Source organism: Bradyrhizobium sp. 142, assembly GCF_023074015.1.
Taxonomy (GTDB): domain Bacteria; phylum Pseudomonadota; class Alphaproteobacteria; order Rhizobiales; family Xanthobacteraceae; genus Bradyrhizobium.
In genome coordinates this window covers 60485-75699 of sequence record NZ_JADPKQ010000073.1, presented here as the reverse complement: position 1 = coordinate 75699, position 15215 = coordinate 60485, and the positions used below count along the sequence as shown (strand labels likewise).

Sequence of the window (15215 nt, the reverse complement as noted above, 5' to 3'; positions counted from 1 at the left end):
AATTGCGCGACGGCAAGGAGACTCTCATGAGCCAGACGGCAAAACTGCTCTACACGGCCCGCACCCACACCGCCGGCGGGCGGCAAGACGGCATGTCGCGCAGCTCCGACGGCCGTCTCGACGTGAGGCTGTCGCCGCCGGGCGGCGCGGGCATCGGCACCAATCCCGAGCAATTGTTCGCGGCCGGCTGGTCAGCCTGCTTCGAAGGCGCCATGGAGATCGCGGCCCGCAAGCGAAAGATCGCACTCCCCAGAAAATGCGCGATCGATGCCGAGATCGACCTTGTGCTCGACGAGGGCGCTTATTCCCTTCGGGCACGCATCAATGTCAGCCTGCCGGGCCTCGATGGCGACGTCGCGCGCGCCGTCATCGATGAGGCGCACCAGACTTGCCCCTATTCCAGGGCCGTCCGCGGCAATATCGACGTCACGGTCGCGCTGATCTGACGCACCATCACCCACCACCAACAAGGTAGCAACACCATGAATCACATCATCGACCAACATCGCCGCAAGTTTCTTGGCGTCGCCGCGGGAACAGCGGCCGTCGGTCTCGGCGTGATCGACCTCGCCGGTGCCGAGACGGATGCGCCGCGCTCCTCCGCGTCGACTGCGTCTTTCGGTGCGATCAAGCAGATCGATACCGGCGTCCTCAACGTCGGCTATGCGGAGGCCGGTCTCTCGAACGGCCCCGTCGCGATCCTGCTGCACGGCTGGCCTTACGATATTCACGCCTTCGTCGATGTCGCGCCGATCCTGGCGCAGGCCGGCTATCGCGTGATCATCCCATACTTGCGCGGCTACGGCACGACGCACTTCCTCTCCAGCGAGACGCTGCGCAACGGCGAGCCGGCAGCGATGGCCGTCGACATCATCGCGCTGATGGATGCACTCAACATCAAGAAAGCGGTCGTTGCCGGATTCGACTGGGGCGCGCGGACCGCCGGTATCATCGCCGCGCTGTGGCCCGAGCGCTGCCGTGCGCTGGTGTCGGTCAGCGGCTATCTGATCTCTGGCGAGGCGGCCGGAGCCACGCCGCTGCCGCCGCAGGCCGAACTGCAATGGTGGTACCAGTTCTATTTTGCGACCGAGCGCGGCCGCGCCGGGTACGAGAAGTACACGCATGATTTCGCAAAACTGATCTGGAAGCTCGCTTCACCGCAGTGGAAATTCGACGACGCCACCTTCGACCGCAGCGCGGCGGCGCTAGACAACAAGGATCATGTCGCGATCACGATCCATAATTACCGCTGGCGGCTGGGGCTAGCTCAGGGCGAAGCGAAATACGATCAACTTGAAAAGAAGATTGCGACAACGCCCAACATCGACGTACCCACGATCACGCTCGAAGGCGACGCCAACGGCGCGCCGCACCCAGACGTCAGCGCCTATGCCAAGAAGTTCTCGGGCCGGTTCGAGCATCGCCTGATCACCGGCGGCATCGGTCACAACCTGCCGCAGGAAGCGCCGAAGGCCTTTGCCAAGGCAGTTGTCGACGCCGACGGCGGCGCCCGAGAAATTTTCAATGTCCCAGTCCGGCGTGGCTGGACCGGGGATCGTCCCACGAGCTCAGCCTGATGCGATGCCATGACGTCAACCGAACCTGAAAAGAAAAGATTTCCTCATGCCACGGTCATTGTGCTGGCGATGGTCCTTCTCGTCGTCCTCCTGACATGCGTGCCATATCTGGTGACGATCGCGCTTGCGCAGGGGCCGGCGCAACGCGGCGCCGGAGATGCCTCGCCGATCTTCGGCGTCACTATTCCCGAGGGCTACAGGCAGTGGGAGCTGATCGCGCCAGCCGAGGAGGCGGCTCCGTTGAACGAGCTTCGCGCCGTCGTCGGCAACAATATCGCGATCGATGCCTATCATGACGGAAAGCTCCCGTTCCCGGACGGAACCATTCTGGTCAAGCGTGCCTGGAAGCGAAAGCAGTCACCCGAATTTGCGTCCGCGACAATTCCCGGCGCCGCCACCACGGTCCAGGTGATGGTCAAGGATTCCAAAAAATACGCATCAAACGGCGGCTGGGGTTTTGGCCGCTTCATCAACGGCAAGCCGGTCGACGAGGCCCAGCACCGCACCTGCTTTGCCTGCCACGAAGCCCGGGCGAAGGGCCACAATTACGTTTTCACGCGGCTTGCGCCTTGATCGCCGGCGGCCTGTCGACCCTTCGCAACAAGGCTGACTTCACTCCGCCGCCACCATCTGCTGCGTGCGCCACTGACCGAGCAGCGCGCGGAGCGAGGCCGGCTTGACCGGCTTGTTGAGCACCGCGACCTTTTCATCCCGCGCGGCCACCTGCACGGCGGGGCTGCGGTCGGCGGTGATCAGGATCGCCGGGATGGTGTCGCCGAAGCGGCGGCGGATGTCGCGAATGGCGGCGATGCCGTTGCCGCGGTCGAGATGATAATCGACGAGCAGGCCGGTGACCCGTCTCCCGGCGGCTTCGATGGCGGCGATCGCGCCCTCGGGATCGGCCACCGCGATCACCTCGGCGTCCCAGGCCTTCAGCAGCGTGCGCATGCCATCGAGGATCGCGGCATCGTTCTCGATGCACACGATCAGGGCGCCCGAGATCGGCGTGCGTGCGAGCGGCGTCGCGCTGGTCACGGCGGCTGTGTGGGTAATCGCCTTCGCGGTCGGCACCGTCACCGAAAACACCGAGCCGCCGCTCGCATTGGAGTCGATGGCGATGCCGTGGTTGAGCACGCGCGCCAGCCGCTCGACGATCGACAACCCGAGCCCCAGTCCGCGCGCGATCCGTGCCCCCTGCTCCAGGCGGTGGAATTCCTTGAAGATCTCGCCGCGCTTGACCTGTGGAATGCCGACGCCGGTGTCGTAGACGCAGATCTTGAGCGAGGCGCCACGGCGGCGGCAGCCGACCAGCACGCGCCCGCGCGGGGTATATTTGATCGCGTTGGAGATCAGGTTCTGCAGCAGCCGCCGCAGCAGCAGCCGGTCCGACTCGACCGGGAGCGAGCAGGGCACGAAGGCGAGCTCCAGGTTTTTGGCGCGCGCGATCGGCGCGAACTCGATCTCCAGCGAGCGCATCAGATCGGCCATCTTGAAGCTCGAGATCGAAGTGGTCATCGCGCCGGCATCCAGCCGTGAGATGTCGAGCAGCGCGCCGAGGATCTCCTCGATCGCCTGCAGCGACTCGTCGATGTTCTCGACCAGCCGCGTCTCCTCGCCGCCATGCTGGCGCTCGACCAGGCTGGTAACATAGAGCCGCGCCGCGTTCAGCGGCTGGAGGATGTCGTGGCTGGCTGCCGCCAGGAAGCGCGTCTTGGAGATGCTGGCGTCTTCGGCCGCGCTCTTGGCCAGCGCCAGCTCGGAATTCAGCCGGGTCAGCTCCTCGGTGCGGTCGCGCACCCGCTTTTCCAGCGACGCATTGGCGCGCTCCAGCGCTTCGGCCGCCTCGAACGTGGGCGTGACGTCGGTGAAGGTGATCACGAGGCCGCCGCCGGGCATGCGGTTGGTCAAGATCTCGATCACCATGTGGCGGTCGGGCAGGCGCTCGAGATAAGGCTCGCTGTCGGTGGTGTAGGCCGCGAGCCGGCGCTCCAGCATGGCCTCGCGCTCGACTGGATCGGCCGGTTCGCTCACGCCCATCAATTCCAGGATTTCGCGCAAGGGCGTGCCGAACTGGATGAAGTGCGGCGGCACGTTGAGGAGATCGCCGAACTGCCGGTTGGAGCAGATCAGTTGCAGGTCGGCATCGAACACTGCGATGCCCTGGCGCACGTGGTTGAGCGCGGTCTGAAGGATCTCGCGGTTGAAATGCAGCGCTGCATGGGAATCGTCGAGCAGCTTCAGCGCCGCTTTCGCAGAAACCGTCCGCTTGCGCAGCAGCAGCGACATCACCAGGCGCGAGGACGCCGCGCCGATCGAGGAGGCGATCAGGTGCTCGGCGTGTTGCAACAGCTCGAAATCGGCGGGCGCCGCGTGCTCCAGCCGCACATTGCGCCGGGCCGAAAACGCCTCGAACGAATGCCGGGCGCGGTCGGGTCCGAGATATTGCGCGACCGTGGTCTGGATATCCTGCACGGTGACGGTGGTGCGCCAGCGGCGAAAGTTCGGAGAGATCGGGGCGAGTGTGTCGGGCACGAACAGATCGGCCTGCACCAGCTCGATGGAGCTCGGCCGCCGCGCCAACGACAGCAGCACATAGGTGAGGATATTGAGCGAGAGCGACCAGATGACGCCATGCATCAGCGGCGGCAGGTCGGCGCCGAACAGCGCCTGTGGCCGCAGCGCCTCGATCCCGAACGGCCCGTGCTGGAGCAACAGGATTCCTGAAGTCGAGGTGTCCATGAAGCTCGGAATGAACAGTGTGTAGAGCCAAACCACGAAGCCGACCAGCATGCCGCCGATGGCGCCACGCGCGGTGGCGCGCCGCCACAACAGCCCGCCGAAGAAGCTTGGTGCCAACTGGGCGATGGCGGCAAAGGAGAGCAGGCCGATCGCCACGAGCTGGGTGTTGCCGAGCGCGCGGTAGTAGAAATAGGCCATCACCATGATGGCGAAGATCGCGAGCCGGCGCGAGCGCAGCAGGAAGTCGCTGAAATCGGCGCCGCCGGTGCGCCCTTCCGGCCGTCGTTTTAGCACCAGCGGCACCACGAGGTCGTTCGAGACCATGATCGAGAGCGCGACGCATTCGACGATCACCATCGCGGTTGCGGCCGACAGGCCGCCGACGAAGACGGCGACGCTGAGCAGGTTCGCGCCGCCCTCGATCGGCAGCGCCAGCACGTACATATCAGGATCGACGGCGCCGAACGGGAAGGTGACGAGACCGGCGAGCGCGATCGGGATCACGAACAAATTGATCGCGACCAGATAGAGCGGAAACAGCCAGCGTGCGCGGCCGACCTCGGCATCCGAGGAGTTTTCGACCACGCTGACATGGAACTGGCGCGGCAGCAGCATGATCGCGCAGAGCGATAGCAGCGTCATGGTGAGGAAGTTGCCGATCGACGGCGAATAGTTAATCGCGCGCACCGCCTCCGGTGTCTTCATGGCGCGCTCGATCAATTCGTGCGGCGAGAACATCCAGAAGGTGACGAAGATGCCGGCGGCGAGGAAGGCGACCAGCTTGATGATGGATTCGGTCGCGATCGCCAGCATCAGGCCGTGCTGGTGCTCGGTGGCATCGGTCTGCCGCGTGCCGAACAGCACGGCAAAGGCCGCCATCGCCAGCGTCACCATCAGCGCCACGTCGCCGAGGATCGGGATGTGGGAGAACGCCTGGTCCTCGCTCAAAATGGTTTCGAGCGAGGAGGCGACCGCCTTGAGCTGCAGCGCGATGTAGGGCACCGAGCCGATGATCGCGATCAGCGCCACTGTTGCGGCCACCGCCTGGCTCTTGCCGTAGCGCGCGCCGATGAAGTCGGCGATCGAGGTGATGTTGTGAGCCTTCGCGAGCTGGATCACGCGGCGCAGCACGCCGGTGCCGAGCCCGATCATCAGGATCGGGCCGACATAGATCGCGAGGAAGTCGGTCGAGGTGCGGGTAGCAAAGCCCACCGATCCGAAGAAGGTCCAGGAGGTACAGTAGATCGCCAGCGACAGCGGATAGATCAGTCCGGAAGCACGGCCGCGCCCGGCCGGCGAGCGGCGGTCGCCGTGGCTCGCCACCAGGAACAGAAAGCCGATATAGCCGAAGGCGGCGGCGATCACGCCCCAGTCGTGGAGCATTGCGTCGGGCACTCCCAGGGCGCGACAGCTCCGCGCCCGATCTCATTTTCCCTGCAAATCTAGCGCGTTGGGCAGGCGCAAGCGACAGCGAAATGCCCGGACGGGGCGGGAACTGGTATTGTCGTTAAGTGGCCTGGCAGGCCGTCAGCCCCAATGTCGTCCTGGCGAAGGCCAGGACCCATAACCACAGGACGTAGTTATGGGCATGCAGGTAGCTCCAGCGAGCTGCAACAATTCCCAGTCGGGGTAATGGGTCCTGGCGTTCGCCAGGACGACGATCACTCCGCCGCCAGCGACTTCTCGCGCAAAGGCAGACCAATGCGGTCCCACACTTGGAGCAAGGCTTCGGCGAGCTGATCGATCAGGCCGTCATCATGATAGGGCGAGGGCGTGATGCGCAGGCGTTCGGTGCCCTTGGCGACGGTCGGATAGTTGATCGGCTGGATGTAGATACCGTGCTCTTCCAGCAGGAGGTCGGAGGCCTGCTTGCACTTCTCGGCATTGCCGATGAACAGCGGCACGATGTGGGTGTCGTTCGACATCACAGGCAGGCCAGCGGCATTGAGGATCGCCTTGACGCGGGCGGCGCGGTCCTGATGGCGTTCGCGCTCCCAGCTCGAGGTCTTCAGATGCTTGATCGCCGCGGTCGCTGCCGAGCAGATCGCCGGCGGCAACGCGGTGGTGAAGATGAAGCCCGGTGCGTAAGAGCGCACGGCGTCGATGATCTGACCGTTGGCGGCGATGTAGCCGCCGAGGCAGCCGAAGGCCTTGGCGAGCGTGCCTTCGAGCACGTCGATGCGATGCATCACGCCGTCACGCTCGGCGATACCGCCGCCGCGCGGACCGTACATGCCGACAGCGTGGACCTCGTCGACATAGGTCATCGCGCCATATTTCTCGGCGAGATCGCAGATTTTTGCCAGCGGCGCGACGTCGCCGTCCATGGAATAGAGGCTCTCGCAGGCGATCAGTTTCGGCCGGTTCGGACCGGCCGCTTTCAGCAGCGCCTCGAGATCGGCGAGATCATTGTGCCGGAACACCATCCGCTCGCAGCCGGACTGGCGAATGCCCTCGATCATCGAATTGTGGTTGAGCTCGTCCGACAGGATCAGGCAATTCGGGATCAGCTTGGCGATGGTCGCGATGCCGGTCTGGTTCGAGACATAGCCCGACGTGAACAGCAGCGCGGCTTCCTTGCCGTGAAGATCAGCGAGCTCGGCTTCGAGCTGCACCAGCGGATGATGCGTGCCGGCGATATTGCGGGTGCCGCCTGCGCCGGTGCCGACGCGGGTCGCGGTCTCGACCATGGCGCCGACCACCTTCGGGTGCTGGCCCATGCCGAGATAATCGTTGGAGCACCAGATCACGACGTCGCGCTTGCCCTTGGGCGAGTGCCAGAGCGCATGCGGGAACCGGCCGGCGATACGCTCAAGGTCGGCGAACACGCGGTAGCGCCGCTCGGTGTGCAGACGATCAAGGGCAGAATTGAAGAACTGGCTGTAATCCATCGGCAAAACCTGCACGGAACCTGACCAAGGGCTCGCATCTTCTTAGAGCTTTTCCAGCTCTAATGTCTATGCGCTATCCCACATTTGGGCCTGTGGGGCATTTGGGCAAAATGCCCTATCGGGCGTGCGGCGGCTTGACGTGGGTCAAAAATACCGACGGGATCGCCAATGTTGCTGTGCGATAGCGGCGTCGCGGTCGGTCTCGACGGTCAAATAGCGAGATGAAGGCAGCGCTCACGTCGTCCTGAAACGCAGCACGCCGTCGGCGGTCTCGGCGGTCAACCGGCCCTCGACCAGCATGTAGTTGACATGGGCGATCAGCTCGCCGGAGGCGAAGCCCATCTGGTGCACATCGAGGGGGTACTTGTTGAACACCACCGGCACCAGTTCGCGCGATGTCTGCGGCACCTCGCTGCAGGCCTCCGCAATCAGCCGGCAGCGGTCCTCGTGGTGATCGGCGAGCTGCTTGATGCGGGTCTTCAATCCATAGAACGGCACGCCGTGGCCGGGCAGCACCAAGAGGTCATAGGGCAGCGTGGTGGTGAGGCTGGCCAGCGAGGCCAGATATTCGCCGAGCGAATTCTGGTCGGGCTCGACTGCCCAGACGCTGACATTGGGGGAGATCTTGCTCAGCACCTGATCGGCGGAGAGGAATAGCTTGTCGTCGGCGCAATACAGCATCACCTGGTCGAGCGCGTGGCCGCCGCCCGTGATCACCTTGAAGCGCCGCGTGCCGATCACGACCTCGTCGCCATGCGAGATGCGGCGGTAGGACGGCGGCAGCACCGAGACGCGCTTGAGATAATCCTGGCCGCGCCCGAGCAGCTTGTCGGTCAGGTCTTCGTCCATGCCGTGACGGCGGAAGAACAGCCGCTGCGCCTCGCGCCGCTCCTCGGTGCCGCGGTTCTGGTGATAGACCGATTGCAGATATTCGACCTGCGACATCAGAAGCGGACAGCTGAAACGCTCGACGATCCACCCCGCGAGCCCGACATGGTCGGGGTGCGAATGGGTCACGATCAACCGGGTGATGTGGACGCCCTTCAGCGGACCGTCGAACAGTTTGGTCCAGGCCTCGATCGTTTCCTCATTGCCGAAGCCGGCATCGACCATCGCATAGCCATCGCCGTCGGCGAGCAGGTAGATGTTCACGTGGTTGAGGCGGAACGGCAGCTTCAGCCGCGCCCACAACACGCCCGGCTTCACCTCCACGACCTCCTCGGGGCCGGGATGCTGTTCCCAGGGGTAGCGCAGGGCCTCGGCCGAGGACTGCATGGTGTCGGTTTTCGGGTTCATGCCACCGGCTTAAACCCACTGGCTGCGGCGCGCCAGCCGAAAAAGGACGCGTGGCCGGCCCGCATAGCGGTCATTCCAGGCAGTTTTCCGTAGCCCGGATGGAGCGAAAGCATAATCCGGGACCTTAGCACTTGTGGCACTGTCCCCGGATTGCGCTTCAGCGAAATCCGGGCTACAGGACGGCGCTTACGCCGCCCGCATGTTGTTGAGGAACGCGTCGATCTCTCCGCGCAGCATGTCGGCCTCGCGGCGGAGCGCATCCGATGCGCCCAGCACCTCGCTTGCCGCGGCGCCGGCTTCGGCTGATGCCGTGGAGACGCCGACGATGTTGCTGGAGACCTCGCTGGTGCCGCCGGCGGCATGCTGGATGTTGCGGGCGATCTCGCGGGTGGCCGCACCCTGTTCCTCGACCGCAGCGGCAATCGTCGTGGTCACGTCGTTGATCTCACCGATGATCCGGCCGATGCCCTGGATGGCGCCGACCGCCGAGGTAGTGACTTGCTGCATGCTGGTGATTTGGGAGCGGATATCCTCCGTCGCCTTCGCGGTCTGGCTCGCGAGACTCTTCACTTCGGAGGCGACCACCGCGAAGCCGCGGCCGGCCTCACCCGCGCGCGCCGCCTCGATGGTGGCGTTGAGCGCGAGCAGATTGGTCTGCGAGGCGATGGTCTGGATCAAATCGACCACGACGCTGATGCGGCTCGCGCTGTCGGCAAGGCTCTGCACCGTGGCGTCGGTCGAGCCGGCCTCGTCGACCGCCTTCCTGGCGATCTCGGCCGAGGTGACGACCTGACGGCTGATCTCGGCAATCGAGGACGACAATTGCTCGGTGCCGGCCGACACGGTCTGCACGTTGACCGATGTCTCCTCGGCGGCGGAGGCGACCGCGTTCACCAGCGCGTTGGATTGGTCCGCGGTGTTCGACATGCTTTGCGCGGTCGACTGCATCGAATTGGCTGACTGCGCGAGATTGTCGAGCGCGGAACGCACGGTGCTCTCGAACTCGGCGATCTTCGCCTCCATGCGCGCGGCACGCTCGGCCTTGGCGATGCGGTCCTTGTCCTGCTCGCTCGACATCGCGCGGGCTTCGATCATGCTTTCGCGGAACACTTGCAGCGTGTTCGCCATCACCGAGATTTCGTCGTCGTGATTGTTCGAGCGGTAGATCTCTGTCTCGAGGTCGCCGTTCGCGAGCAGCTGCATCGACTGCTGCAGGGCGCCGATCCGGCGCAGGATGTTGCGGCCGACATAGAGCCAGACGAACAGCGCCGAGCCGACCAGCGTCAGCGCACCCAGCGCCAGCATGCTCGTGGTCGCGAGCGATATCTCCTGCCGCGCCTGGAAGGTCGAGGCATTGGTCTCCTTCTGCACGCCGTCGACGAGCTGCTGTACGCTGATGCCGAGGCCGACATTGAGCTTGCGGGTCTCGTCCAGGATGGTCTGGCCGTAGTCGATGGCGTCGAGCTCCTTCTCACGCAGGTTGAACACGCCGGTCTTGCCGGTGCCGAGCGCGAGTAGCTTTTCCGCCGTCTCGCGCAGCATCTTGGTGCCCTGATTGTTTGGCAACAGATCGAGGTTGGACCGCAGGCGTCCCTGTGCCGTCTTGAATTCCTTCTGGATGTCGTCGAGCTTGTCGCTCGTGTTCGCCGACAGTGCCGCGCTCATGTCGGCGGCAGCGAGATTGCCGCTGGCGACGACGTTGCCGAGCTGGCCGACTGTCTGCGCGGCTTCGGTGGCATCTTCGGCGGAAAGGTTGGCCGACCCGAGAATGGCGTTCACCTGGGTCTGGGCGTTCAGCATCGCCGGACTTGCCGCGCCGACGAAACCGCTCTGTGCGCTGCGCAGCGCGTCATATTGCTTGTCATGGAGTGCGGCTACATCCAGCCGCTCGCGGGCGGCCTTGGCCAGGCTCTGGGCCGCCTCGTTGATGCTCTTTATGGTCTCGCTGAGTCCGGAGACGATGGTCTTGTCGGCGCCGAGCTCGACGATCTCGCCGAGCTTCTGCTGCGTCTGCTCCTGCAATTCCCTGAGCTTCTTAGTGCGCTCGTTCAGGGCGTCCTCGCTTTGAGCTGCAAGTAGTGCCGGTCCCTGTGCCGCGAGACTCGCGCTCAGTGCCGACAATTGCAGGCTTGCGGCAAGGCGCGGAATGTCCTCTCCGCTCAGATCAGTCATGCGTCCGCCGAGATTCTGCAGCACGAAGCCGGCGCCCGCCGAGATCACGAGGCCCATGCCCGCGATCACGGCGAAGGCCGCAAACAGGCTGCCGCGCACGCCCCATTTCGCCATTTTGAAGCGAGGCTTGAAACGGCCGAGGACACGGCCCAGACGGATCGGCATCGAAATTCCCTGATCTTTATATTTTCGCTGCGGAGTATCCGTGGTGTGGGTTAAAAAATCGCAAGTTGCACAAACGGTTGCGCGTTCCGCACAGCGAAAAAAGAAAGGGCCGGCAAACGTGCCGGCCCTTCGTCGGCATAGGGTTTTGCTAACCGATCAGTAACGCGCGGCCACTGGGCCGGCCCAGTTGAAGCGGTAGTTGACGCCCGCCTTGACGGTATGGTCGTCGGTGGTGAAGTTGCCGGTGCCCGCCAGTGGGCCCCCCGTGAAGTGCGCGTCGCCGAAATTGTAGTACTGGTACTCGGCCTTTGCCGACCAGCTCGGCGCGAACATGTATTCGAGGCCGGCGCCGACGGTGTAGCCGTTACGGTGATCGCCAGTGATGACGAAGGCGGTTGGCACGCCGCCGACAGTCACCTTCTCGTTGTTGTCAGAATAGGCGTAGCCGCCCTTCACATAGAGCAGGCCCGGACCCCAGGTGTAGCCGACGCGGCCGGTGATCGAGCCGAGGCCGCGCTGGTCGTTGGTGTAGGCGACGCCGCCGGGGAACACCGCGCCGACGCTGCCGGAGAGCCAGGAATACTGGCCTTCGACGCCGACCACGAAGTTCGGGTTGAACTGCCAGTCCGCACCGACCTGCACGCCGCCGAGAAAACGGCCGTTGCCGTTGTTGCCGGTAGAGAGGCCGCTGAAATTGTTGTCGCTGGAGAACGCGCCGCCGAGATGGGCGCCGAGATAGAAACCGGTCCAATTGTAGATCGGCGCGGCATAGGCGGGTGCGGCCTTGTTGTAATAGGGGCGGGCGCCGAGATCGGCACCGAGGGCCGGCGCGGCCGCGCCCACCACGATCAGCGCCACGGTCGCAAACAGAATCTTCTTCATAGTCCTAACTCCAACACTCAGGTCCGCGGCAGGCGCGCTTTCTGCGCCGTCGTTGGTTTCGCAGATAGCTCGCTTTTGACGAAAATGCTGTCACATGCATGGCACAGCGGTGCCCAACCTAACTTATTGGGCTGTAAATGCTTTTTGTACTTAATGGCGACTTAAGAAATGCTGAAGGAAGGTTTAAATTTGAAGCTCGCAGCTAACTTGCGTGCATACCTCGTTAACCAAGACGCCGCAGCGCCTCGTCGCGCATCTGCGCGCGGAACGCCGCGCGACGCGCTGGCCGGTCTTCCTCGCGCACGTCGTGGCGATCGAAGACGTCGAAATTTTCCAGGATCGGATAGCGCTCGCTCGCCATCGCGAGCACGCGCAGCACCTTGGTCGCTGATGGCGTTGGGCCGCGCACCTCCCAGCGCCGAATGGTGTCGGCGCCGCCCTTCTCCGGCAATCCGCACAGCTTCGCCATGTCCCCTGCCGTGAGCTTCCGCTCGAGGGCCGCGGAGAGGTCGGCGCGGAGTTGCTTCAGTTCGGGGCCGGTCATGTCACCTCATTACGCGAGATCGCTGAGGTGAATGCATTAGCGCTGATTCGGGTCCATCCGAAGGCGAGGAGCGTACACGGCGCGCCGCGGCACCTTCGTGCGCGCACGGAGTTATGATCGGGGTGCTATGGAAATCCTCCAATCAATCAACAGATGGCACATCGGACCCGCAGAAGGGATCAGCCATGACAACCATCAAATTCGCTATTGCTACACTCATCACTGCCGGACTGCTTGCCGCGCCCTTCGCGGCTGAAGCCAAGAAGTACCGGTCGAGCAGACACTACAGCACGCGCGTAGTGGCCCCGACCTACGGGGGCGCCGCATCGCCGGCGCCGCAGCCCCGAGCGTCTTATGGGTCATCCGGACAGACGGTCGGCACCGTCACGGCGCCGTCGATCGGATCGTACAATTGGCCCTCGGTCGGCGTAACCAACGCGGTCCCCACCTGGAGCAACACCACCAGATAGGATCACATTCTGCAAGACGCGAGCCGCTGCCGGTCAACGCGTGCCGGGCGCGAGGCCAGAGAGCAGGTAGAGCGCGATCAGCAATGTCGCGACTGAGAGCATTGCGTTGGCTCGAAAGGCCCTCGTCAGTCTCCCAGCCGTCCGGCCACGCGGATCGACTCTTCTGGCGGGGCCTGCGACTCTAAATTCCCCGGCCGCTTTGTTGACCGATGACGCAGCGCCATGCCGCCAGGCGTTCGGCCGGATGCTGGTTCATCCACTCGGCGAGCTGCGGCGCGCCCATCAGGCAGGACTGCACCGAGACCTGGGCAAAGTCCGAGGTGGTGACGATCTGCTCGTGACAATTGGCCGGAGACGCGAGACTGCAGAGCACGGCGATGATCTTGATCACGACAGGTTACCTCTGTCGCCGCCGATGAATGCGCGGCCAACCGTTGTTTTATCCTGCTCCTCGCTGGCCGGATCGGCCGCCGGGAAGATGCTGTCGTAGATGGCGCGTGCCTCTTGAATGAGGCGCACTCGCTCGCGCTCGGACCTTGAGACAAACTGAAGAATTTCGCCCATGTTGGCTCCGGATATCAGTTAACAAGTCCATCCGTCATGAGATGACGTTGATCATGTTATCGCCATCTATGGTGCCGCCTTTGGCTTTGAAACGGCGCGGCCAGTCACGACGGCATAACAAGCGCGTGACCGCGCCCCGCAAGCGACCGGATGCTGGAGTCTACTTGCTCCCCGCGGTGAACAGCAGGGCAGTCTCACAAGGCAAATGCTGCTGGATCAAATATGTTTCGCACCGTGCAGCGAGCAAGTTTTTGGAACCATCGCAAAGTTCGCGAACCCGCCACGACGGATCTCTCACGCCGCCGGCGCGCGCTCCTTTTGCCCGGGCACAGCCGCAAGCAGCTCACGCGTATAGGCGTGCTCGGGCGCGGCGAAGAGCTGCGCAGTCGGCTTCAGCTCGACGATGGCGCCGCGTTGCATCACCGCGATGCGGTCGCAGATTTGGGCTGCAACGCGTAAGTCATGGGTGATGAACAGCATCGACAGCCCGAGCCGCGCCTTGAGGTCTTCAAGCAGTCTCAGCACCTGAGCCTGCACTGAGACGTCGAGCGCGGAGACGGCCTCATCGGCGACGATGATCTCGGGTTCGAGCGCCAGTGCGCGCGCGATGCCGACGCGCTGGCGCTGGCCGCCGGAGAATTCATGCGGGTAGCGATCGAGCGCGCCGGCATCCAGCCCCACCATCTTGAGCAGATCGCGGGCGCGGTCGAACGCCACCTTCGGTTCGACGCCGGCTGCGATCGGGCCGTCGGCGATGATGTGGCCGATCTTGCGGCGCGGATTGAGCGAGGCGAACGGATCCTGAAAGATCATCTGGATGCGATGACGCTCGGCGCGCAGCGCCTTGCCCGACAACGAGGTGAGATCGGTCTCGCCGATCCGCACCGTGCCGCGATCGGCCTCGATCAGCCGCATCACCAAGCGCGCCACCGACGACTTGCCGGAGCCGGACTCTCCGACGAGGCCGAGCGTCTCGCCCTTGAGGATCGCGAAGTTGACTTCGCGCGCGGCATCGACGCGGCGATCCTGGCGAAACCAGCCGCCCGATGTGACATAGGTCTTGTCCAGCCCGATCACTTCGACGGCCTTGGCCTGATCGTCCAGGGGCGCGCGCGCCGGTGGGTCCATGGTCGGCACGGCCGCGAGCAGCGCCTTGGTGTAGTCGTGCTGCGGATCGTTGAAGACGACACTGGCGGGTCCTTCCTCGACGACCTTGCCATGCCTGAGCACCACGACCTGATCGGCGATATCTGCGACCACGCCGAAATCATGGGTGATGAACATCACCGCCATGTTGCGGTTGCGCTGGAGGTTGCGGATCAGCTTCAGGATCTGCGCCTGCGTGGTGACGTCAAGCGCAGTGGTCGGCTCGTCCGCGACCAGCACCGCGGGCTCCAGCGCGAGCGCCATGGCGATCATGGCGCGCTGGCGCTGGCCGCCGGAGAGCTGGTGTGGATAGGCGCGCACGATGCGTTCGGGGTCGGGCAGGCCGACCTCGCGCGCCAGCGACAGTGCCCTGGCACGTCGCTCTCGCGGCGTGAGCAGGCCGTGGGCCTCGAACATCTCCGCCATCTGGTCGCCGATCCGCATCAGCGGATTGAGCGCGGTCATCGGCTCCTGAAAGATCATCGCGAACCGGCGGCCGCGCAGATCGCGCCAGCCGTCGTCGTCGAGCTTGAGCAGGTCGCGGCCTTCGAACATGACCTCGCCGGAGTTGGTGGAGACCGTGTCCGGCAGCAGGCCCATGAGCGCATGCGCGCACATCGATTTGCCGGAGCCGGACTCGCCGACGACGCAGACGATTTTGCCGGCTTGCAGATCCAGCGAGACGCCGTCGACCGCGAAGGGACGCTCGGCGCCCTTGGGCAGCGCGATCCGCAAGTTCTTGATGGAGACAGCGGGCGGTGCGGTCATG

Annotated in this window: 12 protein-coding genes and 1 pseudogene; 4 read left to right on the top strand and 9 right to left on the bottom strand. The window is 64.4% G+C overall.

The window, feature by feature from the left end; translation table 11 throughout:
• The first annotated feature begins 26 nt into the window (after window positions 1-26).
• From IVA82_RS07855 to IVA82_RS07845, 3 genes and pseudogenes are all read left to right on the top strand, one after another.
• Complete coding sequence (locus IVA82_RS07855) at window positions 27-446, top strand: organic hydroperoxide resistance protein (RefSeq protein WP_247388961.1); 420 nt, start codon at window positions 27-29, stop codon at window positions 444-446.
• Window positions 447-482: 36 nt separating this feature from the next.
• Window positions 483-1505, top strand: a pseudogene (locus tag IVA82_RS07850) (alpha/beta hydrolase); the annotation flags it as partial.
• An 81-nt stretch (window positions 1506-1586) separates the two neighbouring features.
• Window positions 1587-2150, top strand: a complete 564-nt coding sequence (locus tag IVA82_RS07845) for a cytochrome P460 family protein (RefSeq protein WP_247388960.1) — start codon at window positions 1587-1589, stop codon at window positions 2148-2150.
• A 39-nt stretch (window positions 2151-2189) separates the two neighbouring features.
• Here the strand turns inward: IVA82_RS07845 and IVA82_RS07840 are convergent, their stop codons facing one another.
• The 6 genes from IVA82_RS07840 to IVA82_RS07815 all read right to left on the bottom strand — a co-directional run bounded on the left by IVA82_RS07840 (window position 2190) and on the right by IVA82_RS07815 (window position 12266).
• Window positions 2190-5699 carry a hybrid sensor histidine kinase/response regulator gene (locus IVA82_RS07840; protein ID WP_247388959.1) on the bottom strand — a complete coding sequence of 1170 codons (3510 nt, stop codon included), beginning with the start codon at window positions 5697-5699 and terminating at the stop codon, window positions 2190-2192.
• A 278-nt stretch (window positions 5700-5977) separates the two neighbouring features.
• Entirely contained in the window at window positions 5978-7207 is a 1230-nt protein-coding gene (gene hemA, locus IVA82_RS07835; protein ID WP_247388958.1) for a 5-aminolevulinate synthase, read from the bottom strand.
• 234 nt (window positions 7208-7441) lie between these two features.
• Window positions 7442-8503: an MBL fold metallo-hydrolase gene (locus tag IVA82_RS07830; protein ID WP_247388957.1), complete on the bottom strand. Its 1062-nt coding sequence runs from the start codon at window positions 8501-8503 to the stop codon at window positions 7442-7444.
• 186 nt (window positions 8504-8689) lie between these two features.
• Window positions 8690-10840 carry a methyl-accepting chemotaxis protein gene (locus IVA82_RS07825; protein ID WP_247388956.1) on the bottom strand — a complete coding sequence of 717 codons (2151 nt, stop codon included), beginning with the start codon at window positions 10838-10840 and terminating at the stop codon, window positions 8690-8692.
• 156 nt (window positions 10841-10996) lie between these two features.
• Window positions 10997-11722, bottom strand: a complete 726-nt coding sequence (locus IVA82_RS07820) for an outer membrane beta-barrel protein (protein ID WP_247388955.1) — start codon at window positions 11720-11722, stop codon at window positions 10997-10999.
• 223 nt (window positions 11723-11945) lie between these two features.
• The gene (locus IVA82_RS07815; protein ID WP_247388954.1) at window positions 11946-12266 is read right to left on the bottom strand and encodes a hypothetical protein; all 321 of its coding nucleotides are present in this window, start codon (window positions 12264-12266) and stop codon (window positions 11946-11948) included.
• 185 nt (window positions 12267-12451) lie between these two features.
• On the opposite strand from IVA82_RS07815, the gene IVA82_RS07810 reads away from it, so the two are divergent.
• The gene (locus IVA82_RS07810; RefSeq protein WP_247388953.1) at window positions 12452-12736 is read left to right on the top strand and encodes a hypothetical protein; all 285 of its coding nucleotides are present in this window, start codon (window positions 12452-12454) and stop codon (window positions 12734-12736) included.
• Window positions 12737-12917: 181 nt separating this feature from the next.
• Here the strand turns inward: IVA82_RS07810 and IVA82_RS07805 are convergent, their stop codons facing one another.
• The 3 genes from IVA82_RS07805 to IVA82_RS07795 all read right to left on the bottom strand — a co-directional run bounded on the left by IVA82_RS07805 (window position 12918) and on the right by IVA82_RS07795 (window position 15214).
• Entirely contained in the window at window positions 12918-13127 is a 210-nt protein-coding gene (locus tag IVA82_RS07805; protein ID WP_148742295.1) for a hypothetical protein, read from the bottom strand.
• A complete protein-coding gene (locus IVA82_RS07800) occupies window positions 13124-13300 on the bottom strand; it encodes a hypothetical protein (protein WP_247388952.1) in 177 nt (58 codons plus the stop codon). The genes IVA82_RS07805 and IVA82_RS07800 overlap by 4 nt, the downstream gene beginning before the upstream one ends.
• 294 nt (window positions 13301-13594) lie before the next feature.
• Window positions 13595-15214: an ABC transporter ATP-binding protein gene (locus IVA82_RS07795; RefSeq protein ID WP_247388951.1), complete on the bottom strand. Its 1620-nt coding sequence runs from the start codon at window positions 15212-15214 to the stop codon at window positions 13595-13597.
• Between the last annotated feature and the right edge of the window lies 1 nt (window position 15215).

Excerpts from the sequence above, each read along its gene's own strand:
- IVA82_RS07855 (WP_247388961.1), top strand. The coding sequence starts at position 27 with ATGAGCCAGACGGCAAAACTGCTCTACACGGCCCGCACCCACACCGCC.
- IVA82_RS07845 (WP_247388960.1), top strand. The coding sequence starts at position 1,587 with ATGACGTCAACCGAACCTGAAAAGAAAAGATTTCCTCATGCCACGGTC.
- IVA82_RS07840 (WP_247388959.1), bottom strand. The coding sequence starts at position 5,699 with ATGCTCCACGACTGGGGCGTGATCGCCGCCGCCTTCGGCTATATCGGC.
- hemA (WP_247388958.1), bottom strand. The coding sequence starts at position 7,207 with ATGGATTACAGCCAGTTCTTCAATTCTGCCCTTGATCGTCTGCACACC.
- IVA82_RS07830 (WP_247388957.1), bottom strand. The coding sequence starts at position 8,503 with ATGAACCCGAAAACCGACACCATGCAGTCCTCGGCCGAGGCCCTGCGC.
- IVA82_RS07825 (WP_247388956.1), bottom strand. The coding sequence starts at position 10,840 with ATGCCGATCCGTCTGGGCCGTGTCCTCGGCCGTTTCAAGCCTCGCTTC.
- IVA82_RS07820 (WP_247388955.1), bottom strand. The coding sequence starts at position 11,722 with ATGAAGAAGATTCTGTTTGCGACCGTGGCGCTGATCGTGGTGGGCGCG.
- IVA82_RS07815 (WP_247388954.1), bottom strand. The coding sequence starts at position 12,266 with ATGACCGGCCCCGAACTGAAGCAACTCCGCGCCGACCTCTCCGCGGCC.
- IVA82_RS07810 (WP_247388953.1), top strand. The coding sequence starts at position 12,452 with ATGACAACCATCAAATTCGCTATTGCTACACTCATCACTGCCGGACTG.
- IVA82_RS07800 (WP_247388952.1), bottom strand. The coding sequence starts at position 13,300 with ATGGGCGAAATTCTTCAGTTTGTCTCAAGGTCCGAGCGCGAGCGAGTG.
- IVA82_RS07795 (WP_247388951.1), bottom strand. The coding sequence starts at position 15,214 with ATGACCGCACCGCCCGCTGTCTCCATCAAGAACTTGCGGATCGCGCTG.